Genomic DNA, 23,447 nt, shown 5'->3' on the forward strand with positions numbered 1-23,447 from the left:
ACGACGAACATGTCTTCGGATGAAGAAGGAGCCGGCGGCAGCCGGCTCCATTCGGATGATGGGACGACTGGTAGGGACCTCGCGGGGCTTGGCATAGCGCTGGCGTTGTTCGCTCTGGCAGCCCTGATCTGGTGGGACGCGTCTGGCTACCCCGTCAGGCGCAGCTACGCGCAATTCGGCCCGGAAATCTTTCCCTACATCGTCGCGGCGGGCCTCGCCGTGTTCGGTCTTCTTACGGTTCGACTGGCACTGTTGTCCGAGTTTCCTCCGCGAGAGGAAATGAGCTGGCCGCCGGTGCTATGGATCGTGAGCGCCATCGCCGCAGAGATCTTGCTGCTTCGCATTGGAGCGGGCTTCATTCTCGCCTCGGGCACGCTGTTCGGCTTTGCCGCGCGCGGTATGGGACGGCGGCCCGTATGGTTGACCATACTGGTCGGGATCGTCGTTTCAGCGCTTCTCTATACCCTGTTCCGCCACGGGCTCGGCCTTTCGCTGCGCGCCGGTCCGCCAGAACGGCTGATCGACGGCCTGTTCCGACGCTGAGGAAAGCAACGCGCAATGGATACCTTTTCGCTTCTGCTCAACGGCCTTTCGGTCGCGTTCGAGCCGATGAACCTGATGTTCGCCTTCATCGGCGTCGTCCTTGGAACGGCCGTGGGCGTAATGCCGGGCATCGGCCCGGCGCTGACCGTCGCGCTCCTTCTGCCCGTCAGCCTTTCGTTCGGGGCCACGGGCTCGCTCATCATGTTTGCCGGCATCTACTACGGTGGGATGTACGGTGGCGCGATCTCTTCGATCCTGCTCAATACCCCCGGCGAGACCGCGTCGATCATGACGGCTGTGGAGGGCAACAAGATGGCCCGGGACGGACGCGGCGGCAAAGCGCTCGGCGCGGCCGCTATCGGCTCGTTCTTTGGCGGCTCTTTCGCTACGCTCGGGCTCGCGGTCGTCGCGCCCTTCATGGTCATGGTGGCGCTATCCTTCGGGCCTGCCGAATATTTCGCGCTGATGGTCCTGTCGTTCATGACGGTTTCGGCAGCCTTCGGAGGCTCGATCATCCGAGGGCTGACGGCACTGTTCCTCGGTCTGGCAATCGGTCTCGTCGGCATCGACAAGCTGACCGGGCAGGCGCGCATGGCCTTCGGCGTGGCCGAACTTCGCGACAACATCTCGATCGCCATCGTCGCCGTCGGGCTCTTTGCGGTAGGCGAGACGCTCTACATCGCCTCGCAGAAACACAACGTCATCGACAAGGTCGAGGCCATCAAGGGTTCGGTCTGGCTGACCTGGCAGGATCTCAAGCGCTGCATCAGACCATATATCCGCGGCACGCTGCTCGGGTTCAGCTTCGGCCCGCTACCGACCGGTGGTGCCGAAATCCCGACCTTTCTTTCCTACTCGACCGAGCGAAAGACTGCCAAGGGAGTCGCCAAGGAAGAGTTCGAGGGGCCGAAGGGCGCAATCGAGGGTGTGGCCGGTCCTGAAGCGGCCAACAATGCTTCGGCTGCCGGCACGCTCATTCCGCTCCTGACGCTCGGCCTGCCGACATCGGCGACTGCTGCGATCATGCTCGCGGGTTTCCAGCAGTACGGGCTTCAGCCCGGTCCGCTGCTTTTCACCAACAATCCGGACATCGTCTGGGGTCTCGTGGCCAGCCTGTTCATCGCCAACCTGATGCTGGTGGTGCTCAACCTGCCTTTCGTTGGCATCTGGGTGAAGCTTCTGATGATACCTAGGCCGTGGCTCTATGCCGGCATCCTGACCTTCGCGACGCTCGGCATCGTGGGTGCGGAAGGGTCGGTGTTCGCGCTGGTGCTGCTGCTCGCCTTTGGCGTGATCGGCTTCGTCATGCGCCGGTTCGGCTATCCGCTTGCTCCTGTGCTGGTAGGTACCATCCTCGGGCCGCTAGCCGAAGAGCAGCTTCGTCGTGGCCTGATGATTAATCGAGGAGACTGGACGTTCCTGTTCACGTCGCCGATTGCGCTGACGATTTATGCAATTGCGATCGCAGCCGTGCTTGGGCCCGTGATCTGGCGGGCGATGCAGCCAAAGGGCAAGAACACGGTTTTCGCGATGGACGGCGATTGATGATCCCCGGCGCGGCCGATGGACCCGCGCCGGATGGCCATGTATCAGGGGGGCTACGCAACGCTGCGTAGACCTTTTTGCTTCGCCGCGCTGCGAGGGTATTGATGGCCGAACCTGCTGCATCGCGAGATATAGACTGCCTGAGCGAAGCACAGAAAGCGATCGCGCCTGAAGTGGCGGCCGCGCGGGCGGTGGCAATTGCAAACAGTCTCGTCGAGACCGAAAAGCTGCTGCTGGCTGAAGCAACCGGACGCGTTGTCGCGGCGGCGATCGACACTCCTATTGCCATACCGCCCTTTGACAACTCGGCCATGGATGGCTACGCGGTGCGCAGGGCTGAGCTTGCGGGGGAAGGCCCATGGACGCTTCGCGTAGCCGGGCGTATTGCCGCAGGCGGTCCGGGTGTGGGGTCTCCCGGCGAAGGCGCGCTCCGCATCTTTACGGGCGCGCCGGTGCCGCCGGGTTTCGATGCAGTGGTGATGCAGGAGCGTGCCCGGCCAGAGGACGACACCGTCGTCATTTCCGGCAGGCGGCCGGCTGCCGGTGAAAACATCCGCCGTGCCGGAGAGGATGTAAGTCTCGGCGCGCGGCTGCTGGAACCTAGCATGACGCTTTCGCCTCAGCATCTGGCACTGCTCGCCGGTGCCGGCGTGGCAACCGTCGAGGTTTTTCGCAAGGTGCGCATCGGCATCATATCAACCGGGTCCGAACTGCGCGACCCGGGCGAAGAACTCCTCCACGGCCAAATCTACAATTCCAACCGGGTGATGCTGCGTGCCACGCTGGCCGGGCTCGCCTGGGCCGATCTGCGCGACTTCGGCATAGTGCCGGACGACCGGCGGCTTGTGGAGGCAGCATTGAGCAGGGCTGCGGCCTCGTGCGACGTCGTCGTTACCACGGGTGGCGTTTCGGCCGGAGACGAAGATCATGTAGCCGCGATCCTGCGTGACGGCGGGGCCTCGGTCGAGGTGGTCAACGTCGCAATGCGACCGGGCAAGCCCGTCAAGATCGGTCAGATCGGCCACGCGCTGTTTGCAGGGTTGCCGGGCAATCCCAACGCGGCGCTGGTGACTTTTCGCCAGATTGCGCTGCCCGCAATCCGCGCGATTGCCGGGCTGGGCGACATCTATCCCGCCTGGCAGCCGGCGATTTCCGGTTTCGCCTACGCCAAGCGGCCCGGGCGGACGGAATTCGTTCCGGTGAGAATGTCGGGCAGGAACGATCGCGGACTGCCGGTCCTGGAGATGCTTGGTCGAGGCTCGTCAGCCAGCCTGTCCGCAATGGCGCTAGCGGATGGCATTGCCCTGCTGCCGCCACACGACGAGGCGATAGAGACTGGAATGACCCTGCGATACGAGCCCTTCCGCGCCGGCTGAGGTGCTGGGAAATAATCCCTTGGTCGGAGACGACAAAAAAGCGCGGGGGCGCAGGGTTGACCGTTGTCGAGGGCGGATGCGACACAATCACTATCGCATGCCAGTCACGAGGCACGGGCATCAACCGGGGCAGCCTGCAACGAGTGTCAAGCATGAAACCGACTGAACATCCGCAGGAACAGCGCTGGCTGGGCGCTACGGCGCCCTCGCGCATCGCGCTGATACCTCCGCTTTCGGCAGCGCGGTGGTTGCTGGTGCTTGTAATCGCGGCGGGCATCTATTTCTTCCACGGCTTCCTCGTGCCGGTACTTGCCGCGCTGGTGATAGGCTTTGCAAGCTGGCCGATCTATCGCGACATCCTGCGGCGGTGCGGCGGCAACCGCGCACTTGCCGCGAGCGTTGCCATCATCCTCATCCTGACGTTCCTGATCGTGCCGATCGTGCTCGCCGTCAGCTATACGATCGGCGAGATCGGGCAATGGTTCACATGGGCGGTCGAAACCAACAGAACGGGGTCGCCGACGCCCGAGTGGATGGCCGCGCTTCCCGGCATCGGCGAATGGGTCGACGAGCAGTGGTATCGCTACATCGGCCACCCAGGCGCCATCGGCGAGCTGGTGCAGATCGTCAGCGGTGCAAATATCGGCAGCATCTATCGTGGTGTGCTGGCGGCGGGCACGGGTCTGTTCGACCTGTTCCTGACGCTTCTCTTCATGATGATCGCGCTGTTCTTCGTCTACAAGGATGGCGAGAATTTCGTGGCTCAGCTCGACACGCTGGGCGAGCGCATCCTGCCGATGCGGTGGAGCCGTATCTCGCGCGTGGTGCCTGCCACGATAAGCTCCACGGTTATGGGCATGACGCTCATCGCCATTGGCGAAGGCATCGTGCTGGGCATCGCCTACTGGATCGCCGGCGTTCCTTCGCCGGTGACGCTGGGCGTGATCACGGGCGTCATGGCGCTCATTCCCGGCGGTGCGCCGCTGTCGTTCACTCTCGTCTCCATCTACCTCGTGGCGTCAGGTTCGCCGGTCGAGGGTATCGCGCTGTTCGTCTGGGGGTCCACCGAACTCTTCATCGTCGACAAGACGTTGCGTCCAAAGCTGGTGGGAGGGCCGATCAAGCTGCCGTTCCTGCCGACGTTTTTCGGACTTATCGGCGGTGTGAAGACGATGGGCTTTCTGGGCCTCTTCATCGGCCCGGTTCTGATGGCGCTGCTCGTTGCGATCTGGCGCGAATGGCTGCACGAGATGAAGACGCCGGAGCCTGCCATCCTGCCGCCACCCGGTGAAGCGGAACCCATGCCTCCGCCTCGGGGGTGAAGTGACGTCCGGGCTGAGTTTTCAGTTGATGCATATTGCCGCTTTCTGAAAATATCGACTTGACGCATGCGGTTTCAATATCGCTTTTCAGAAGCAGGTCGCTGGCAACCCCGGTCGGGCCGATTCGAACTATTTCCCGGACAGTATGACAGAACCAAACCTGCTCCTGCTTCTCATTCTATTGCCTTTCATGGGCAGCGTGCTTGCGGCGATGCTGCCTGGCAACGCGCGCAACGCGGAAGCATGGTTGTCTGGTGCGGTGACGATCGTCGCCTTTGCGATCGCGATAAGGCTTTTTCCATCGGTCGCCGATGGCGGGGTCGTGCGTCGGCAGGTCGACTGGCTACCCGAGTTAGGGCTGAACTTCACACTGCGTATGGACGGCTTTGCGTGGCTGTTCACGATACTGATCATGGGTATCGGCTTCCTCGTCGTGCTCTACGCCCGCTACTACATGTCGCCGAAGGATCCCGTACCCCGGTTCTTCTCGTTCCTGCTCGCCTTCATGGGTGCGATGCAGGGCATGGTGATTTCGGGCAACCTGATCGTTCTGGCCATCTTCTGGGAACTGACCAGCATCTTCTCGTTCCTGCTGATCGGCTACTGGCATCACAACGCCGCTGCACGCGACGGCGCGCGCATGGCATTGACCATCACCGGTATCGGCGGGCTGTGCCTGCTGGTCGGCCTCATCATCATCGGGCACATCGTAGGCAGCTACGAACTTGACGATGTGCTGGCCTCGGGCAATCTCATTCGCGAGCACGACCTCTACGTGCCGGCGCTTCTTCTGGTGCTGATGGGGGCGCTGACGAAGAGCGCGCAGTTTCCGTTCCATTTCTGGCTGCCCAACGCGATGGCGGCCCCCACGCCCGTCTCGGCCTACCTGCATTCGGCTACAATGGTGAAGGCTGGCGTTTTTCTGCTGGTGAGACTGTGGCCGGTGATGTCCGGCACCGATGAATGGTTCTTCATCGTCGGCATAGCAGGCATGACCACCCTGGTGCTGGGCGCGTTCTTCGCCATCTTCCAGCAGGATCTCAAAGGCCTGCTCGCCTATTCGACCATCAGCCATCTGGGGCTCATAACGACGCTTCTGAGCTTCGGTAGCCCATTGTCGGCGGTCGCGGCGATTTTCCATATGATGAACCACGCCACCTTCAAGGCGTCGCTTTTCATGGCTGCGGGCATCATCGACCACGAGGCGGGCACGCGCGACATGCGCAAGCTCTCGGGGCTGTTCATCTTCCTGCCCATCACGGCGACGCTGGCGATGGTGGCCAGCGCTGCAATGGCGGGCGTGCCGTTGTTGAACGGCTTCCTCTCCAAAGAGATGTTCTTTGCGGAAACGCTCGAGCAGCACTCCGGCGTGTGGCTCGATCGCATCTCCCCTTATGTGGCGACGCTCGCAGGCGCGTTTGCCGTGGCCTATTCGCTACGCTTCATCCATACCGTCTTCTTTGGGCCCAAGCCGGTCGGCCTGCCGCGCGAGCCGCATGAGCCGCCGCACTGGATGCGCCGCCCCATCGAACTGCTGGTGCTGATCTGCCTCATCGTCGGCGTCGTTCCCGGCATGACGGTGGGCCCCTACCTGCACGCGGCGGTCGTTTCAGTGCTCGGCGACCGGACACCCGAATACAGCCTTTCGATCTGGCACGGCATAAACCTGCCGCTCATCATGAGCGTGGTGGCGCTGGTAGCGGGCGTCGCACTCTATTTCCTGCTGCGCGGCTATCTCGCAACATGCGAGGACGGAACTCCGTTCCTGCGCAATCTCAAGGGCCAGCGCATCTTCGAGCGTATCCTCGTCACCATCTCGTGGCGCATGGCGCGCTGGATGGAAGCCAATTTCGGGACAAGGCGCCTTCAGCCGCAACTGCGCCTCGTCGTGTTTCTCGCCTTTATCGCCGGGCTTTGGCCGCTCTTCAGGGCGGGCTTCACGCCGAAGGTGCCGACGCTTGCTGGCGTAGACCCCGTCTTCGCGGCAATCTGGGTCGTGGGCGGGGTATGCGCGATCGGCGCTGCGCATCAGGCCAAGTATCACCGGTTGGCGGCGCTCGTGCTGATGGGCGGCGCGGGCATCGCGACATGCCTCACCTTCGTGTGGCTGTCCGCGCCCGATCTCGCGATCACCCAGTTGATGGTCGAGATCGTCACAACGGTTCTTATCCTGTTGGGACTGCGCTGGCTGCCCAAGCGCATCGAAGAGGTGGACAACTCGATATCGGCCACTTCCCGCATGCGCAGGCATCGCGATTTCGCGCTCGCGGTCCTTTGCGGCGCGGGCATGAGCGTCATCGCCTATGCGATGATGACCAACCCGCTGCCCTACACGATTTCCGACTTCTTCCTTTTGCGCGCCTATACTGAAGGCGGGGGCACGAACGTCGTCAACGTCATCCTCGTCGACTTCCGTGGCTTCGACACGTTCGGCGAGATCGTTGTGCTGGGCATCGTGGCACTCACGGTGTTCGCATTGTTGCGCCGCTTCCGCCCGGCCTCTGACAGCGTCGGCGTGCCGGAACAGCAGCGCAGGCAGAACGAATATGACGACGCGGCCGAAGACCGCGAGGTTGGAACGACCGTGCATGACTACCTGATGGTGCCGTCGGTCATCATGCAATGGATGTTCCCGGTCACCATCCTCATCGCCGCCTATCTGTTCCTGCGCGGCCACGACCTTCCCGGTGGTGGGTTTGCGGCGGGCATAGCGATGGCGATCGGCTTCCTGCTTCAATATCTCGCTGGCGGTACCCGGTGGGTGGAAGATCGATTGCGCATCCTGCCAGTGCGCTGGATCGGCTTTGGCCTCTTGATGGCGGCATTCACCGGTATGGGGGCCTGGCTGTTCGGCTATCCGTTCCTAACGTCCTACTTCCAGTATCTGGACATACCCTTCATTGGAAAGGCGCCGGTCGCGTCGGCGCTGCTGTTCGATCTGGGTGTGTTCGCGCTGGTGGTCGGCGCTACGGTGCTCATCCTCATCGCGCTCGCACATCAGTCGGTGCGCAGCCATCGCGTGCGCGCCGTCGAGGCCGCCAAGGTCGAGGAGCAGGCCTGATGGAACTCGTCCTGTCGCTGGCAATCGGTGTGCTCGTCAGTTCCGGCGTCTGGCTGCTGCTGCGCCCGCGCACCTATCAGGTCATCATCGGGCTGGCGCTGCTGGGCTATGCCGTCAACCTGTTCATCTTCTCGATGGGGCGGCACCTTATCATCAACGCCCCGCCGGTGCTGGAGGGTGGCGATCCCATAGATCCGATGACTTTCACCGACCCGCTGCCGCAGGCGCTGGTGTTGACGGCTATCGTCATCGGGTTCGCCACCACGGCGCTCTTCCTCGTGGTGCTGCTCGCCGCGCGCGGCCTGAGCGGGACCGACCACGTCGACGGGAGGGAGCCTGAAAGATGAGCGTTTCTCCCGAACACCTTGTTATCGCACCGATCCTGCTGCCGTTGGTGGCCGGTGCGCTGCTGCTCTTCTTCGACGATCGTGAGCGCCTGCTGAAGGCGACGATCTCCATCCTTTCCGCCGTCGCGCTGCTCGGTATCTCCATCATGCTGCTGCGCATCGCGCATGCCGATGGCGCGGTGGATGACGGGCGCGTCATCGTCTACCTGCTTGGCAACTGGCCGCCGCCATTCTCCATCGTGCTGGTGCTCGACCGCCTGTCGGCGATGATGCTGGCACTGACCGCGACGCTGGCCATACCGTCGCTGATCTTCTCCATCGGGCGATGGCAAAAGGCGGGGCCGCATTTCCACACGCTGTTCCTGCTTCTACTGGTGGGGCTCAACGGTGCGTTCCTGACCGGCGACCTTTTCAACCTCTTCGTCTTCTTCGAGGTGATGCTTGCGGCCTCCTATGGCCTGATGCTGCACAGCTCGGGCTCCCAGCGCGTCAAGGCAGGCCTGCACTACATCGCGATCAATCTGGCTGCGGCCCTGCTGTTTCTCATCGGCGTGGCGCTGATCTACGGCGTTGCGGGCACGCTCAACATGGCCGAGTTGGCCACGCGCTTTCCGGACGTTCCGGTGGAGCGCCGGATATTCCTCGAGTCGGGTGCGGCCATCCTCGGCGTAGCGTTTCTCATCAAGGCCGGTATGTGGCCGCTGTCGTTCTGGCTGCCCACCACATATACGGCTGCGCCGGCGCCGACCGCCGCCATCTTCGCGATCATGAGCAAGGTGGGCGTCTACGTCATCCTGCGCCTGTCGCTGCTGTTCTTCGAGGAAACCCCCGACGGCGTGTCCGGCTTCGGCTCACAGCTTCTGTTCGTGGGTGGAATGGCCACCATCGTCTTCGGCACAATAGGCGTGCTGGCATCGCAGGCGCTGGGACGTCTTGCCGGCTTTTCCGTGCTGGTATCGTCCGGCACGCTGCTGGCCACTCTGGGCCTGCTGCAGGTCGAGATCACGGCGGGCGCGCTGTTCTACCTGATAAGCTCCACACTCGCGATCAGCGCATTCTTCCTGCTGATTGAACTGGTGGAGCGCGGGCAGGACGCCGTCGCCAACGTTCTCGCGGTGACGCAGGAAGCCTTCGGCGATGAGGAAGAAGAAGAGGAAGAGGAGGTCGGCGTCACGATTCCCGGTACGCTTGCAATCCTCGGGATCAGCTTTGCTGCCTGCGCCATCATGCTGGCTGGCCTGCCGCCGCTCTCTGGCTTCATCGCCAAGTTCGCCATTCTGACCGCAATGCTCAATCCCGAAGGTTTCGGGCAGGGCGGGGCCATCGCCGCTTCGGCTTGGTGGCTTGCCGCGATGCTGATCATCTCGGGTCTCGCGGCGCTGATCGCGATGAGCCGTGCCGGCATCCGCGCTTTCTGGGCTCCGGTCGAGCTCAACGTGCCACGCGTGCTGCTGGTCGAGATCGTTCCGGTGGCCGCGCTGCTGATGCTCACCCTTGCAATGACCGTACAGGCGGGGCCGATCATGCGTTTCATGCACGCTACGGCCGAAAGCCTCCACGCCCCGCGCTCCTACATTGACGGCGTGCTGGACGCGCCCAGGCCTCCGATGAGCCGGGACGCGCCGCTCCCACCGGAGGTGCAGCGATGATAAGTCGGATATTCCCCTATCCGCTGCTGATCGCATCTCTTGTGGTGATGTGGATGCTGCTTGCCGGCTTCACGCCCGGCCAGCTTCTGGTCGGCATCGGCGTGGCGCTGGTGGCTGCTCAAGGACTTGCCGCGCTCCAACCGGCCAAGCCTCGCCTGCGGCGATGGGATCTTCTGCCCAAGCTTGTAATCATCGTGCTTTACGACATCGTGCGATCGAACATCGCGGTGGCGAGGATCATTCTCGAAGGTTCGAAACGGGAGCGCAAATCCGGCTTCCTGACCATTCCGCTGGACCTGCGTGATCCGACCGCACTGGCGATCCTTGCCGTCATTCTGACCAGCACGCCGGGCACGGCGTGGCTGGACTACAATTCGGCGCGCGGCACGCTGCTGCTTCACGTCTTCGATCTCGTCGACGAGGCGGAGTGGTTCGACCTCATCAAGAACCGCTATGAACATATGCTGCTGGAGATCTTCGAATGAGCGCGATCATCCTGCTTTGGGCCCTGACCGCAGCGCAGGCGATGCTTGCCATAGCCATGGGTTTCGCCACTTTCCGCATGATGAAGGGGCCGCGCGCGCAGGACCGCGTGCTCGGGCTCGATACGCTCTACGTCAATTCGATGCTCCTGCTGCTGGTGTTCGGCATCCGCACCGGCAACGTCCTCTATTTCGAGGTGGCCCTTATCATTGGCATGCTCGGCTTCGTGGCTACCGTTGCGCTCGCCAAGTTCCTGATGCGCGGCGAGGTGATCGAATGAGCCACGCTGCCGATCTTCCTGTCTGGGCTGCGATAGTCGTTGCCGTGTTCCTGCTGATCGGGGCAGGGCTGGCGCTCATCGGTTCGTTCGGTTTCTACAGGCTGCGCTCGTTCTACGACCGCATCCATGCACCAACCCTGGGTACGAGCTGGGGCACGGCCGCCATCGTCATGGCTTCCATGTTCTGCTTTACGGTGCTTCAGTCGCGACCAGTGATCCATGAGATATTGATCGGCATCTTCGTCACGATCACGACACCGGTTACCCTCATGCTGCTGGGACGCGCCGCCCTCTACCGCGATCGCTCGGAAGGCAGCCCCGAGGTGCCCGCGATGGACCCGGCAGACGGCGTGCTTGAGGAAGGCGTGCAAGTCGAGGAGTAAGGCAGCCTGCCCGAAAGTAGGCTGGCCAACGGGACAGGAAGATGCAGTCGATCACGCGTCATATCATTACCGGGGTGCTCACGGTCATACCGCTTTTGGTGACGGTGTGGATCGTGTGGTTCGTGGTCGACATGTTGATCTGGCTCGGGCGCCCCGCAACCTTCGCGCTCTCCGGCGTGCTGCGGCCCACCTTGCCGGATGTGGCGGATCTGCTGCTTGCAGGCTGGTTCCAGTCGAGCCTCGCGCTGGTGCTGGTGCTGATATTCCTCTTCATTCTTGGCAAGGTCGCCAACGCCGTCGTCGGCCGCAGGCTGCTCAACACGGTCGATCGCGTGGTCGAGGCCGTGCCTCTGGCGCGCACCATCTACAGCGCGACGCAGACGCTCATCCGTTCGCTGGGTGGCGACGGTTCGCCGACCGGCCAACGGGTGGTGCTCATAGAATTTCCATCCGAAAACATGCGTGCGGTGGGCATCGTCACGCGCATCTTTCCCGCCAGTGAAACCCAGCCGGAGCTTGCGGCGGTCTATGTGCCGACGACACCCAACCCGACATCGGGTTTTGTCGAGATCGTGCCGACCTCGCGGCTGGTGTGGCTCGACTGGACCAAGAACGACGCGATGGCCTTCATCGTTTCCGGCGGATCGATGACGCCGGAGAACCTGCCGATCAACTGGATAACGGATGTGGGCCCGCGCATCACTCCTTCTGATGCGCGAGTTGCGTCCGCTCGAAGCCCAGAACCACAAACAGAGCGATGATGAACGGTATGATCAGGTAGAGCAGCCTGAATACCAGAAGCGCGGCCAGAACGTCGGCCGGGTCCATCTCCGACAGGCCGGTGATGAATACCAGTTCCAGCACGCCCAGCCCGCCCGGTGCATGGGAAAGGAGGGCGGCGGAAAATGAAATCAGAAAGATCCCCAGCACGATCATGAAGCCCGGGTTGCCCGCCTCCGGCAGCGCGAAATAGATGATCGCCGCCGCGCCGATGAGCTCGAGCGGCGCGATGACGAGCTGGCGTCCGACGATGTGCAATTGCGGATAGTGAATCTCGAACGAGCCGATCTTGAGCGGGCGCAACCGCAATGCGCTTCCCAGAACGTACAGCCCGACGAGAGCCAGCAGCAGCGCGCCCGTTGCCGCCGATGCCTCAACCGGCAGCACATCGACGAACCGTTCGGAAAGCTGCGGCTGCAGGATCAGGACGAGGCCGGTCAGCATGATGGTGCCGAGCGCGAAGGTGAAGGAGCAGAAGGCGACCAGCACGCCCACTTCTGCGCCCGAAAGCCCCTTGGCGGTGTAGGCGCGGTATCGCACGACCGAGCCTGAGAAGACCGATGCGCCGATATTGTGCGACAGCGCATAGGTCGTGAACGAGCAGATGGTCATATACAGCCATCCGACGTGTCGCCTCAGGTGGAGCAGCGCCAGATGGTCGTAGCCGGCAAGGGCGGCGTAGGCCAGGAAGGTGGCCGCAACGGCAAGCGTCCAGTCGCGTGCGGAGATCGCCATGAGGCTGTCCCAAAGCTCGTCGAGCGAGAGGCCCCGCAGTTCGTGATAGAGCAGCCAGACCGAAAAACCCACGGCTGCCAGCCCGATGACGGGCCAGATGTATTTCTTCACCTTCACGGTGCACTCCCTTTGCGGATGAGACCGCTGGGACAGCCTCTCCTGTTTGTCGTTTTCGAGGGATCTGTGCTCGGTATGCGTTCGCTCCCCACCTCGTTCGGCACAATAGCCAAAAAAGTGGTAACGGAAATGAAAACGACTGACATGAACACGTGATCGATACTTATGTCTATGGCCGATACGGGCGCAAACCGCATCGCTTGCGACCGCTGGCTGCGCTATTTCGCCCGCACTCATCGCCAGATTGAAATCCCGGCTCTCGCTCGGCTGTAGCTCTGCGCTGCTTCGACCAACGGGCGGTGGCGCGGTGAGGTTCCAGCGCCCGGCGAATCCGTCCCGGCGGGCCCGAGGCAACTCCGTCCTGTCCAATCAACCGCCGTTTGCAGGCGATTTTTTGGCGAACCCGGCAGTTCGTCGGTGGATTGAGAATGACGTTGCGTTGGTGGTATGGTTTGCGGAAAAACAATCTGCGAATTCACTGATCGACGGTATCGAAGTGCGTTACGCGCGATTGTTCAACGAATATAGCTTGCAATGGAAATCGAGGGCGACGGGAGGATTGTGTGCGGGGAAGGTCCAGCCATTGGTTGAGGCGCGTTGCCTTGGTGGCATCGCTTGCGGCGATGACGGCCGTGGCGTCCGGCACCGAGGAAGATAGCCTGCGCGCCGAAGCTGACGAACGCGTTGCGGCGATCCTCAAACTGTCTCCAGATCCTGCCTACGGCGCCTATCTGGCGGGTGACTGCGCGACCTGCCACCGCGCGTCTGGCGGCTCCGACGGCATCCCGCCGATCGCCGGTCTGCCAGCGGACTACACCGTCAACGCGCTGATCGAATACAAGCTCGGCATTCGCGAAAACGAGGTGATGGTCGTACGTGTCGCCAGGTTGGGCGATGCGGAAATTGCCGCGCTCGCCGCACACTTCGCCGATCAGAAACCATGAAACTCAGGACAACGGGCAAACAGGAGAGAACGATGAACGGATTGACCAGAAGACAATTCGGGCTGTTGCTGGGGGCGGGCGCATCGACGCTTGCGATGCCTGCCTATCTGCGCGCGCAGGACAAGCCGCGCGTCGTCGTCATTGGCGGCGGCCCCGGCGGCGCGACCGTGGCGAAGTATGTCGCCAAGGATTCGGCCGGCGCAATCGACGTCACGCTGATAAACGACGGCGAGACCTTCACCACCTGCTTCTTCTCGAACCTCTATCTCGGCGATTTCCGCACCTTTGAGTCGATCACGCACAGCTACGACCAGCTGGCGTCCGCCTATGGCATCAACAAGGTGACTGGCAGGGCGGTTTCGGTGGACCGCGAGGCAAAGACCGTCACGCTCGCCGACGGTTCGACCGTGCCCTACGACCGGCTGGTTCTGGCCCCCGGCATCGACGTGATCTACGATTCGGTGCCCGGCTATTCGGAGGAGGCGGCAGAGATAGCGCCCCATGCGTGGAAGGCCGGCGCGCAGACGCAGCTTCTCAAGGAAAAGCTGGATGCAGTCGAGGATGGCCAGAACATCGTGATGGTCGCGCCGCCGAACCCCTACCGCTGCCCGCCCGGACCGTACGAGCGCGTCTCGATGTTCGCGCATGTGCTCAAGAAGAAGGGCTTCACCCAGTCGAAGATTTTCGTCATCGACCCCAAGGAGACCTTCTCCAAGCAGGCCCTGTTCACAGAGGGCTGGGAGAAGCACTATCCCGGCATGGTCGAGTGGTACGGCCCGGATGTCCATGGCGGGTTGAAGAGCGTTGATGTTGCCGCCGGCACGGTCGAAACCGACCTCGATACGTTCGAAGGCGCGCTGCTGAACATCATTCCTGCGCAGCGGGCCGGCGCGATCGCAATCGATGCAGGCGTCACCAACGAGGCCGGCTGGGCGCCGATCGACGCGGGCTCGATGCGCTCGACGATAGACGAGGCGATCTACGTCATCGGCGATGCATCGATCGCGGGCGACATGCCGAAGTCCGGCTTCTCGGCCAACAGCCAGGCCAAGGTGGCCGCGCTCAACATCCGTGCCGACCTGACGGATGCGCAGGCCTTCCCGGCCCGCTATTCCAACACCTGCTGGTCGCTGATCGAGACCGACGACGGCGTGAAGGTTGGTGCGCAGTATGAGCCGCAGGACGGCAAGATCACGGCGCTTGACGCGTTCGTCAGCCAGCCGGGCGAGAGCGCCGAACTGCGCAAGGAAACCTATGAAGAGTCGATTGGCTGGTATTCCGGCATCATCGAGGACACCTTCGCCTAAACATTCGTTATCCGACACCGGAGGCGGCGGAGATACCGCCGCCTTCGCGCGTTTGTGACTGGTCGCAGAGGCGTTTCCTGCCTATCTGGGACGAGATGGAAAAGGGACAACTGGAATGACAATGACGATGACCAGACGACAGGCGCTCGTTGTCACGCTCGGCATTTCGGCTGCGGCGATGGCGAGGATGCCTGCCTATGCGTCGACCGAGGAAGCCGAGGCCGTCGTTTCCGCATTTACCGGCGGGGCGGAGCCGCAGGCGGGCCGGATCGTGCTTACCGTTCCGGACGTTGCCGACAACGGCAATGCCGTGCCGGTTTCCTTCGAGGTCGAGAGCGCCATGGAAGGAGATGACCTCGTCGAGAGCGTAATCATCGTCGCGGACGGCAACCCGCGTCCGGAAGTCGCGACCTTCCATTTCACGGGGCTGAGTGCGGCCGCCGCCGCCACGACCCGCATCAGGCTGGCGCAGTCGCAGACGCTGACGGCGGTAGCGAAGATGGCCGACGGCTCGTTCATCGTCGATCGGCGCGACATCAGCGTTACTGTCGGCGGTTGCACCGGCTGAGGCCTTCAGGAGATCACCATGTCTGCAAGACCACGTGTCCGGGTTCCGGAAACCGCAACCAAAGGCGAGGCGGTTCTCATCCGCGCGCTCATCAGTCATCAGATGGAATCCGGCCAGCGGCGCGACAACGCCGGTAACCTAATCCCGCGCCGCATCATCAACACGTTTACTTGTGCGTTCAACGGCCATCCGGTGTTCTCTTGCGACCTTGCCCCTGCGATTTCGGCCAACCCGTATTTCGAGTTCTCGGTGAAGGCGACGGAAAGCGGCACCTTCACGTTCACCTGGGCCGACGATGACGGCTCGGTCTATATGGACGAGCAGCGCATCGAGGTCAGCTGAAGGTCACGACCGGCGCATTGGCGCAAGCACGCGAACCAACGTCCCAAGGTCTAGGTCTTCTGCAGGGGCCTGTGACTTCAACGCACCCATCCTGTCCTGAGTGTCGGCGATGGCGTCTGCGAGAGCGTCGTTGAGGCCAAGCGTGCGCATGGTGACGGCACTCTCGCGCATTTCAGCGGCGCGCCGTTTGCCGTGGGTCAGCGTGCGCTCGAACTGATAGCGGGCGAAATCTGGCCAGCCCAGGCCCGGAAATGAGCCGCCGAGAGAGTTCATCACATAGTCGAGGCAACCTGACGCTTCCGCCGCAAGCAGCGTTTCGACGGTGATCGCCTCCATGCCCTTCACGAACAGGCTGCGCACCATCTTGATCGCGGTGGCCCGTCCTGGCTCCGTTCCGACGACCTCGAAGTTGAAATCGAGTGCGCCCAGCGCTTCCGTCACTCCATTCGGTGCCGAGCCGGCAATCAGGGTCGGGGTGCGGTGACCTCTGGGGTGAACCGGTGCCATCACCGCCATATCCAGATAGGTCGCGCCGGCGGATGCCACCAGTGCCGCGCTGTCGCGCTTTCGCTGCGGCGAGACGGAGTTGATGTCGAAATAGATCTGGCCCGCGCGCAGCCACGCGCTGGCTGCCTCAGCCGCTTCGAGGCTCTGGTCTGCCGTCACCGCGCTGATGATCCAGTCGCATCCCGACAAATCCTGCGAGTGAACGATCTCCACATCTTGGTCGCGCGCGGCAGCGGCACATGCACCCTCGATGCCCTGGGCGTCGAACAGCAGGTCATAGGCGCCGAAGGTCAGGTCATGCCTTACAGAAACAAGGCTTTGCTGAAACGCCCGCGCGGCCTCGCCGAAGCCGATGAAGCCGATCTTCATGGCCGGCCTACTCCTTCTTCGCGCCGATGGGCGGCGTGCCGTGGGTGTGGAAGCTCTCGATGGTTTTCAGGCCCCAGGCCTGGCCCTTCTTTCGCTCGGCTTCCGTCCAGGTGACGGTCGGCCAGTCGGGGCGCAAGATCAGCCTCGCGCCGGCATTGGCCACCTCCACCCGGTTTCCGGCCGGTTCATAGACGTAGAGGAAGAACGTGCCCTGAATGGCGTGCTTGTGCGGCCCCGTCTCGATAAAGACGCCGTTCTCGAGGAATATGTCCGCCGCCCGCAGCACGTCCTCGCGCTGGTCGACGGCGTAGGTGATATGGTGAAAGCGTCCGCTCTCGCCGGAATGATCTTCCGTGTAGGCGATGTCGTAGCTTTTGTTGTTGACCGTGAACCAGCAGCCGCCGAGCCTTCCGTTGTCGAGCTGGATTTGCTCTGTCACGCGGCTGCCGAGCGCCTTGGTCATGAAGTCGCGGATGACCTGTACATCTCTGGCCAGCAGGTTGAGGTGGTCGATCCGGCGTACGCCGACGCCACGGCCGTGGTATCGCTGGGCGATGTTCTTGAGTGCGGGTCGCTCTTCCGCCGGCGCCTCATAGATGCGTGTTTCGTAGTAGAGCTCGAATATGTGGCCGTCCGGGTCGTTGAACCGGTAGGCGCGGCCATGGCCGAGGTCGCCCTCCGTCCAGCCGATGCCGCAGCCCATTTGCTCGATCACCTTCACCCGGCGTTCCAGTGCCGCCTGTGAGGATGTGCGATAGGCGATATGGCCCACGCCGGTCGTCTTTGCAGTAGTGAGCTTTAGCGTATGGAACTCGTAGTCGTCGAAAGCGCGCAGATAGACGGAATTGCCGTCGCGTCCGCTTTCCGTCAGCCCGTAGACGTTGACGAAGAAATTCAGGCTCTCTTCCGGCTTGTCGGTGAAAAGCTCGACATGGCCCAGATGCGCGACATCGAAACAGGGTTCATTCTCGTTCATGCGTTCCTCCCGCCGCATCGTGGGTCAGTTGCGGCACGCCGTTTTTGTAGAGGGTGGCGCGGCCGATTGTCGATGAATTTCCTTTGCTTTCGGGAGGCGCGGAACCAATCTGCAGTTGCCGCGTTCGCGTAGTGCAGGAAAGAGGGCGATAACTGCATGATCGAAGCCTATTGCGGACCGGCCCCGACGCCGGCCTCGTTGTTCTGGGCCTGGAATCCGGACCCGGTGGCACTTGGCCTGTGCGTTGTGCTGGGTGCGTTGCATATGCATGTGACGCGGAAGGGGGGCCTGCCGCTTTGGACCGCCGTCGGTCTCATATTCCTGCTTTTTGTTTCGCCTCTGTGCGCGCTTACGACTGCGCTGTTTTCGGCCCGCGTGGCTCATCACATTCTTCTGGTCGCCGTGGCCGCGCCGCTTCTGGCACTTGCCTTCGCGGACAGGGAGCTTGAAGTTCGCATTCCGCTGTCATGGCTTGCCGGCCTCCACGCGGCGACGGTGTGGTTCTGGCATGTGCCCGACATCTATTCCGCCGCGATCTATTCGGCGGTGCTCTACTGGCTGATGCAGGCGAGCCTGCTTGGGACTGGCGTGTTGCTGTGGCGCGGCATCTTCGCGGAGCGCGCCAACATAGGCGCAGCAATGCTGGCGCTGCTGGCGACCGTCATCCAGATGGGCATGCTGGGAGCGCTGCTGACATTCGCGCAGAAGCCGCTCTACCAACCGCATTTCCTGACCACCGGGCCGTTCGGGCTTTCGCCGCTCGAAGACCAGCAGCTCGCCGGGCTTATCATGTGGGTGCCGGCGGCGCTCCCGTATCTTCTTGCCGCGCTTCTCCTTTTCGCCGCGCGGCTCACGCCGCGGCGGCTGGAGACTGTGGCACGATGATATGGGTGAAGACCCTTCACATCGCCGCAATCGCCATCTGGAGCGCCGGTCTGATCTGCCTGCCGGGCCTTTATGTCCAGCGTGCGCACCTGCCGGACGATGCGTCGCTTCACCGGCTGCAGGGGATGGTGCGCTTCATGTACGTGGCGCTGGTCTCCCCGGCGGCGTTCCTGGCGGTGGGCAGCGGCACGGCGCTGATCTTCATGCAGGAGAGTTTCGAGCCGTGGTTCTCCGTCAAGCTGGTTTTCGTCGGCGTCATGGTGACGGTGCATATCCTGACGGGGCTGGTCATCATCCGTCTTTTCGAGAAGGGCAATGTCTATCCGGTCTGGCGGTTCGTGGCTGTGACGGTCGTGACGCTGCTGATCGTCGGGGCGATCCTCGTCGTTGTGCTCGCCAAGCCGGCGATACCCAACCTCCTTCCCGAGGCGATGTCGGAGCCGGGCGCGCTCCGCCGCATCGTCGAAGGCCTCAATCCTTTTCAGAGATGATGAGGCCGATGCCGTGATCGAACACAAGCTTGCCGCCATGCCAGCCCGCCAGTCCTGTGAAGATGCTGGCCAGAACCGACAGCATGAGGCCATGCGGCAGGACGGCGTTCTCGTCGACCAGACGGACACCCCAGTTCATGCCGGCGATTGCGATCAAGGTCATGGCCGCTATTGCGTGGGTCCAGCTTGCCACCCGGATGCGGATGCCTGGAACGAGAAGCAGTTCGGCCGTGCCGACAATGCCCGCGCCGATGCCGGCCGCGAAGGCGAAACCGGCCGACCACAGGCCGGCGCGCAGCCAGAACGGATCGGCTGTCCACCAGTAGAACACGTCGCAGCCCAAAGTCGCGATGACCAGCGCGATGGGAAAATGCACGCTCATCGCATGGATCGGGTGGCCCGCGACAGCGACTGCGGAGGCCACGGCCTCGTCGGCCACTTCCTCGATCACCGGATTGCTGCGGTCGCGGGTTTCGTTCATCAGGCGTCTCCTTCGATGCAGAAAAGCGCGGCAGCAGGCGCCGGGTTCCCGCCAAAAGGTATTTTTGCAGGTGCGGCGGTGGCTTGCACGCTGTTTCTCGCCGGCTGCAGCGGGCCCTTGTCGGCGCTGGAGCCCGAAGGGCCTTCGGCACGGGGGGCGGCGACGCTGTGGTGGGTGATGTTCTACGGGAGTGCGGCCATCTTCGTCGCGGTCAGCGCGGTGCTTGCCATGGCGCTTTTTCGGCCCGCTCCGCTTCGCAGATTGGGGCCCGAGGGTATGATCCGATGGGGCGGAATTTTCTTTCCGCTATCCAACCTCGTATTGCTGGTCATCGCGGCGTTCGTTCTCGGCGAGCGATTGCTGGCCACGCCGCGTGATCCGGCCCCCCTGCGCATCGAGGCAGTGGCGCGCCAGTGGCAGTGGGAATTCCGCTATCCGGACGGCGAAACCTCCTTCGACCGGCTGCACATGCCGGCCGGCCGGGACGTCGATTTCGCGGTGACGAGCGAGGACGTGATCCACTCCTTCTGGATACCCCGGCTGGGCGGCAAGATCGACGCGATACCCGGACATGAGAATGTGGTGAGGCTGCGCGCCGACCGGCCGGGGACATTCGGCGGCGTCTGCGCCGAGTTCTGCGGGCCGGGCCACACGGTGATGACCTTCACCGTCGAGGCCCATGAGGAAGAGGATTTCTTGGCGAGCGTCGATGAACTCGGCAATGGGGAGGGCGGGCAATGAGCATCGAGCAGGCAAGCCCGAACCCTATCCGCCTGCACAAGGAGCTAGCCGCGCTGTGGGATACGCCTGCCGGCTGGGGCAGGCTTTCGGCCGTCAACCATACCGTGCTGGGCAAGCGCTTCATCGTGGCGGCCTTCGTGTTCTTCGCCATCGGTGGGCTGCTGGCGATGCTCATCCGCGTGCAGATCGCCACATCGCAGACGGCCTTCGTCGGTCCTGAAATCTACGGCCAGATATTCACCATGCACGGCACGGTGATGATGTTCCTGTTCGCGATCCCGATGTTCGAGGGGTTCGCGATCTATCTCCTGCCGAAGCTGCTGGGCGCGCGCGACCTCGCATTCCCGCGCCTCACCGCATACGGTTTCTGGTGTTATATCTTCGGCGGGTCGATCCTGATCTGCGCGATGCTGGCCGGCGTCGCGCCCGATAGCGGCTGGTTCATGTACACGCCGCTCTCATCGTCCACCTACACGCCGGGCATCAATGCCGATGTCTGGCTGCTGGGCATCACCTTCGTCGAAATCTCGGCGCTGGCTGCTGCGGTGGAGATCGTCGTCACGGTTCTGAAGGTGCGCGCGCCGGGCATGTCGATCGACCGGATGCCGATCATGGCGTGGTATCTGCTGATTACCGCGCTGATGATGCTGTTCGGCTTCCCGCCGCTCATCCTCGGGTCGATCCTGCTGGAGCTCGAGCGCGCATTCGGACTGCCGTTCTTCGACCCGACACGGGGCGGGGACTCGCTGCTGTGGCAGCACCTGTTCTGGCTGTTCGGCCACCCCGAGGTCTACATCATCTTCCTGCCGGCAGCGGGCGCGGTGTCGATGATGATCCCGACATTCGCAAGGCACGAACTGGTCGGCTACCGCGCGATCATCGTTGCGGTCATCGCCGTCGCCTTCCTGTCCTTCGGGCTGTGGGTGCATCACATGTTCACCGTGGGGATACCGCATCTGGCGCTGGCATTCTTTTCAGCCGCGAGCGGGCTGGTGGCCGTGCCGACAGCTGTGCAGATCTTCGCGTGGATCGCGACGCTGGCGCAGGGGCGACCACGCTACGACGTGCCGATGCTCTATCTCGGCGGTTTCTTCTTCGTCTTCGTGCTGGGTGGATTGACGGGCGTCATGCTGGCGATGGTGCCGTTCAACTGGCAGGCACACGACACCCATTTCGTGGTGGCGCACCTGCACTACGTGCTGGTGGGCGGTTTCGTGTTTCCGATGATGGCGGCCGCCTACTACTGGCTGCCGCATTTCACGGGCAGGGTTTCGGACCACCGGCTTTCGGTTCCAGCCTTCTGGCTGATCTTCGGCGGGTTCAATCTCACCTTCTTCCTGATGCACCTGACCGGGCTTCTCGGCATGCCGCGCCGCGTCGCGTTCTATCCGGTAGAAGCGGGCTGGGACTGGTTGAACCTGATCTCGTCCGTCGGCAGCTTCCTGATGACCATCGGCTTCGCGCTGTTCGTGGTCGATCTGGTGGTGCAGGTACGCTTCGGAAAGGCTTTCCGGCGCAATCCGTGGAACGCACGCACACCTGAATGGGCCATGCCCACGCCGCCCACTTCCTATGCTTTCGGCTCGCTGCCGCATATCGAGGACCGTGCCGACCGGCTGGATGCCGACAAGCTCGGGGCGGAACTGGCAGGCGGCAGCGGCTATCTGGGCTTTACGCGCAATGGCTGGCTGGAGACCCTTACCGTCGACATGACCAGCGGGCGGCCGGACCAGCTTCTCGTGCTGCCGAACCAGACCTTCAAGCCGCTGTGGAGCGGGCTTGCCACCGGCGCGTTCGTGCTGTGCCTGCTGTTCAAGTTCTACTGGCTGTCGCTGGCGGCGCTGGCGCTTGCGGTTGCTTCGCTGCTGGCGTGGACGCAGGGCATGGGCGCGCGGGAAGATGTGGGCGCGCTTCCGATCGGGCGAGGAGAGGTTGCCGCACCCCACTGGGAAACCGAGCGGCCACCTTCATGGTGGGCGATGGTGTTCTGCATCGCGGCCGAGGGCACGCTGTTCGCCTCGCTGCTGTTTGGCGCGCTGTTTCTCTGGCTGGTCGCGCCGGGGTGGCCGCCGCCGGATGCGGTTTCTCCGGGCACGATCCTGCCGGTCTTGTGCCTGGTTGCGCTGGGCAGCGCGGCCCTTGGCGGCAGAGGGGCGCTGGCCGCGTTGACAGCAGGCAACTCTCCTTCGGTCTGGCTGATGCTGGCATGTGCGTCGCATCTTGCCGCGATCGTGCTCCTGGCTTCCATGGCGGCGGGCATCGACGATCCGACCGCGCATGCGCACTACGCCACCGCCTTCGTGACGCTGATCTATGCCGCCGTGCGCTCGGGACTGGGGCTGATATTCGCGGGCCACGGGCTGTGGCGGGAGAGGGGCGGCTACCTTTCGCAAGCCCGCAGCCTCGACCTGAGGATCGGCAAGCTGTGGCACGACTATTCGGCCGTTACCGGCGCGATCGCCGTTCTGGCGGTGTTCGCCACCGCCTGGCTGGTGGGGAGTGCGCGATGAGCAGCCCCGCGGCGAAGATGGCGCACGGGCGCAATGCGAGACTGCTGCTGATGGCGGCAGGTTTCACCATCTGGGCGGTCGCGTTCATCGCGCTCTATGGAATGCTTTCCGTGGGGTGCCGCTTTGGGTGGGACCGCATCGACGCGGTCGCCGGGATATCGGTTCAGCGCCTTCAGCTTCTGGTGCTGTTTGCCGTGCATGTTGCGGCAGGGGTGGCTCTGGCCGTCGGCCTGCGCCCGCCCTTTCCGCGCGAGGGCGCGGGCGGCCACTTCGTCCGGTGGGTCGGATACTGGGCGGCTGTCGCCGCCCTCGGCTCTACGGTGTTTTCGTTCGCAGGCGTGTTTGCACTGACTGCCTGCTACTGACGGTGGATCAGCTTCGCGCGGTGGCGGTGATCTGTGCCGCGACCTTGTTGAGCGCATCGAGCCTGGCTTCGGCCGTACCGGCGGCCCAGCCCGCGTCCAGCGCCGAGACGAACGAGCTGAACTGCTCCATCTCCTCGCCTGCTGCTTCGACCGTCAGCGGCTGATCGTCGTAGGCGTCGACGAAACGCTGCGCGGCGAAGGCGATGAGGAAGAGGGCGGCCGCGTTTTCCGGCTCGGCAGCGATGCGGCCGCGCGCGGCGCGTGCGCACGCTTCGTAAGCGCGCACGCTTCCGCCCTGTTCGTTCAACCCCTTCACAAGCGTATCAAACATGATGCGATT

At 63.3% G+C, this 23,447-nt stretch carries 25 protein-coding genes; 20 read left to right on the forward strand and 5 right to left on the reverse strand.

The features are described 5' to 3' along the window. Positions 1-9: 9 nt before the first annotated feature. From FY036_RS18290 to FY036_RS18340, 11 genes are all read left to right on the forward strand, one after another. Positions 10-543 (forward strand): tripartite tricarboxylate transporter TctB family protein, encoded by a 534-nt coding sequence (locus FY036_RS18290; protein WP_148916195.1) that lies wholly within the window; start codon positions 10-12, stop codon positions 541-543. Between the two features lie 15 nt (positions 544-558). After that, positions 559-2,088, forward strand: coding sequence for a tripartite tricarboxylate transporter permease (locus tag FY036_RS18295; protein WP_148916196.1), 1,530 nt, complete (start codon positions 559-561; stop codon positions 2,086-2,088). 104 nt (positions 2,089-2,192) lie between these two features. Further along, entirely contained in the window at positions 2,193-3,464 is a 1,272-nt protein-coding gene (locus tag FY036_RS18300; RefSeq protein WP_148916197.1) for a molybdopterin molybdotransferase MoeA, read from the forward strand. 152 nt (positions 3,465-3,616) lie between these two features. After that, positions 3,617-4,786 carry an AI-2E family transporter gene (locus FY036_RS18305; RefSeq protein ID WP_148916198.1) on the forward strand — a complete coding sequence of 390 codons (1,170 nt, stop codon included), beginning with the start codon at positions 3,617-3,619 and terminating at the stop codon, positions 4,784-4,786. A 145-nt stretch (positions 4,787-4,931) separates the two neighbouring features. Further along, positions 4,932-7,847 (forward strand): monovalent cation/H+ antiporter subunit A, encoded by a 2,916-nt coding sequence (locus tag FY036_RS18310; RefSeq protein WP_148916199.1) that lies wholly within the window; start codon positions 4,932-4,934, stop codon positions 7,845-7,847. Next, on the forward strand, positions 7,847-8,194 hold the full coding sequence (locus tag FY036_RS18315; protein WP_148916200.1) for a Na+/H+ antiporter subunit C: 348 nt from the start codon (positions 7,847-7,849) through the stop codon (positions 8,192-8,194). Before FY036_RS18310 ends, FY036_RS18315 begins: the two co-directional genes overlap by 1 nt. Continuing rightward, positions 8,191-9,843: a monovalent cation/H+ antiporter subunit D gene (locus FY036_RS18320; protein WP_148916201.1), complete on the forward strand. Its 1,653-nt coding sequence runs from the start codon at positions 8,191-8,193 to the stop codon at positions 9,841-9,843. The genes FY036_RS18315 and FY036_RS18320 overlap by 4 nt, the downstream gene beginning before the upstream one ends. Then, positions 9,840-10,328 carry a Na+/H+ antiporter subunit E gene (locus FY036_RS18325; protein WP_201744802.1) on the forward strand — a complete coding sequence of 163 codons (489 nt, stop codon included), beginning with the start codon at positions 9,840-9,842 and terminating at the stop codon, positions 10,326-10,328. Before FY036_RS18320 ends, FY036_RS18325 begins: the two co-directional genes overlap by 4 nt. Continuing rightward, positions 10,325-10,606 (forward strand): K+/H+ antiporter subunit F, encoded by a 282-nt coding sequence (locus FY036_RS18330; RefSeq protein WP_148916202.1) that lies wholly within the window; start codon positions 10,325-10,327, stop codon positions 10,604-10,606. The genes FY036_RS18325 and FY036_RS18330 overlap by 4 nt, the downstream gene beginning before the upstream one ends. After that, entirely contained in the window at positions 10,603-10,989 is a 387-nt protein-coding gene (gene mnhG / locus FY036_RS18335) for a monovalent cation/H(+) antiporter subunit G (protein ID WP_148916203.1), read from the forward strand. Before FY036_RS18330 ends, mnhG begins: the two co-directional genes overlap by 4 nt. A gap of 41 nt (positions 10,990-11,030) precedes the next feature. Then, the gene (locus tag FY036_RS18340) at positions 11,031-11,750 is read left to right on the forward strand and encodes a DUF502 domain-containing protein (protein WP_148916204.1); all 720 of its coding nucleotides are present in this window, start codon (positions 11,031-11,033) and stop codon (positions 11,748-11,750) included. Here the strand turns inward: FY036_RS18340 and FY036_RS18345 are convergent. Further along, complete coding sequence (locus tag FY036_RS18345) at positions 11,689-12,621, reverse strand: lysylphosphatidylglycerol synthase transmembrane domain-containing protein (protein WP_148916205.1); 933 nt, start codon at positions 12,619-12,621, stop codon at positions 11,689-11,691. The genes FY036_RS18340 and FY036_RS18345 overlap by 62 nt on opposite strands. Positions 12,622-13,226: 605 nt before the next feature. On the opposite strand from FY036_RS18345, the gene FY036_RS18350 reads away from it, so the two are divergent. The 4 genes from FY036_RS18350 (at position 13,227) to soxZ (ending at position 15,782) form a co-directional block, all read left to right on the forward strand. Then, positions 13,227-13,565, forward strand: a complete 339-nt coding sequence (locus FY036_RS18350) for a c-type cytochrome (protein ID WP_328593110.1) — start codon at positions 13,227-13,229, stop codon at positions 13,563-13,565. Positions 13,566-13,597: 32 nt separating this feature from the next. Next, the gene (locus FY036_RS18355) at positions 13,598-14,872 is read left to right on the forward strand and encodes an NAD(P)/FAD-dependent oxidoreductase (protein ID WP_148916207.1); all 1,275 of its coding nucleotides are present in this window, start codon (positions 13,598-13,600) and stop codon (positions 14,870-14,872) included. Between the two features lie 121 nt (positions 14,873-14,993). Beyond that, positions 14,994-15,440: a thiosulfate oxidation carrier protein SoxY gene (locus FY036_RS18360; protein WP_148916208.1), complete on the forward strand. Its 447-nt coding sequence runs from the start codon at positions 14,994-14,996 to the stop codon at positions 15,438-15,440. Between the two features lie 18 nt (positions 15,441-15,458). Then, positions 15,459-15,782, forward strand: a complete 324-nt coding sequence (gene soxZ / locus FY036_RS18365; RefSeq protein WP_148916209.1) for a thiosulfate oxidation carrier complex protein SoxZ — start codon at positions 15,459-15,461, stop codon at positions 15,780-15,782. A 3-nt stretch (positions 15,783-15,785) separates the two neighbouring features. On the opposite strand, the gene FY036_RS18370 is transcribed toward soxZ, so the two are convergent. Continuing rightward, positions 15,786-16,658: an NAD(P)-dependent oxidoreductase gene (locus FY036_RS18370; protein ID WP_148916210.1), complete on the reverse strand. Its 873-nt coding sequence runs from the start codon at positions 16,656-16,658 to the stop codon at positions 15,786-15,788. Between the two features lie 7 nt (positions 16,659-16,665). After that, a complete protein-coding gene (locus FY036_RS18375) occupies positions 16,666-17,634 on the reverse strand; it encodes a catechol 2,3-dioxygenase (RefSeq protein WP_148916211.1) in 969 nt (322 codons plus the stop codon). 156 nt (positions 17,635-17,790) lie between these two features. On the opposite strand from FY036_RS18375, the gene FY036_RS18380 reads away from it, so the two are divergent. Continuing rightward, entirely contained in the window at positions 17,791-18,519 is a 729-nt protein-coding gene (locus FY036_RS18380; RefSeq protein WP_148916212.1) for a cytochrome c oxidase assembly protein, read from the forward strand. Beyond that, the gene (locus FY036_RS18385) at positions 18,516-19,010 is read left to right on the forward strand and encodes a CopD family protein (protein WP_148916213.1); all 495 of its coding nucleotides are present in this window, start codon (positions 18,516-18,518) and stop codon (positions 19,008-19,010) included. Before FY036_RS18380 ends, FY036_RS18385 begins: the two co-directional genes overlap by 4 nt. Here the strand turns inward: FY036_RS18385 and FY036_RS18390 are convergent. Beyond that, positions 18,991-19,491: a DUF2231 domain-containing protein gene (locus FY036_RS18390; RefSeq protein WP_148916214.1), complete on the reverse strand. Its 501-nt coding sequence runs from the start codon at positions 19,489-19,491 to the stop codon at positions 18,991-18,993. The two genes, FY036_RS18385 and FY036_RS18390, sit on opposite strands and share 20 nt — an antisense overlap. A 15-nt stretch (positions 19,492-19,506) precedes the next feature. On the opposite strand from FY036_RS18390, the gene coxB reads away from it, so the two are divergent. The 3 genes from coxB to FY036_RS18405 are packed head-to-tail and all read left to right on the forward strand — an operon-like array spanning position 19,507 to position 23,107. After that, the gene (gene coxB, locus FY036_RS18395) at positions 19,507-20,232 is read left to right on the forward strand and encodes a cytochrome c oxidase subunit II (RefSeq protein WP_148916215.1); all 726 of its coding nucleotides are present in this window, start codon (positions 19,507-19,509) and stop codon (positions 20,230-20,232) included. Further along, on the forward strand, positions 20,229-22,742 hold the full coding sequence (ctaD, locus tag FY036_RS18400; protein WP_148916216.1) for a cytochrome c oxidase subunit I: 2,514 nt from the start codon (positions 20,229-20,231) through the stop codon (positions 22,740-22,742). The genes coxB and ctaD overlap by 4 nt, the downstream gene beginning before the upstream one ends. Further along, positions 22,739-23,107 carry a hypothetical protein gene (locus FY036_RS18405; RefSeq protein ID WP_148916217.1) on the forward strand — a complete coding sequence of 123 codons (369 nt, stop codon included), beginning with the start codon at positions 22,739-22,741 and terminating at the stop codon, positions 23,105-23,107. The genes ctaD and FY036_RS18405 overlap by 4 nt, the downstream gene beginning before the upstream one ends. 7 nt (positions 23,108-23,114) lie before the next feature. Here the strand turns inward: FY036_RS18405 and FY036_RS18410 are convergent, their stop codons facing one another. Then, positions 23,115-23,438 carry a hypothetical protein gene (locus FY036_RS18410; protein ID WP_148916218.1) on the reverse strand — a complete coding sequence of 108 codons (324 nt, stop codon included), beginning with the start codon at positions 23,436-23,438 and terminating at the stop codon, positions 23,115-23,117. Positions 23,439-23,447 lie beyond the last annotated feature (9 nt).

Source organism: Neoaquamicrobium microcysteis (genome assembly GCF_008180155.1).
Lineage (GTDB): Bacteria > Pseudomonadota > Alphaproteobacteria > Rhizobiales > Rhizobiaceae > Aerobium > Aerobium microcysteis.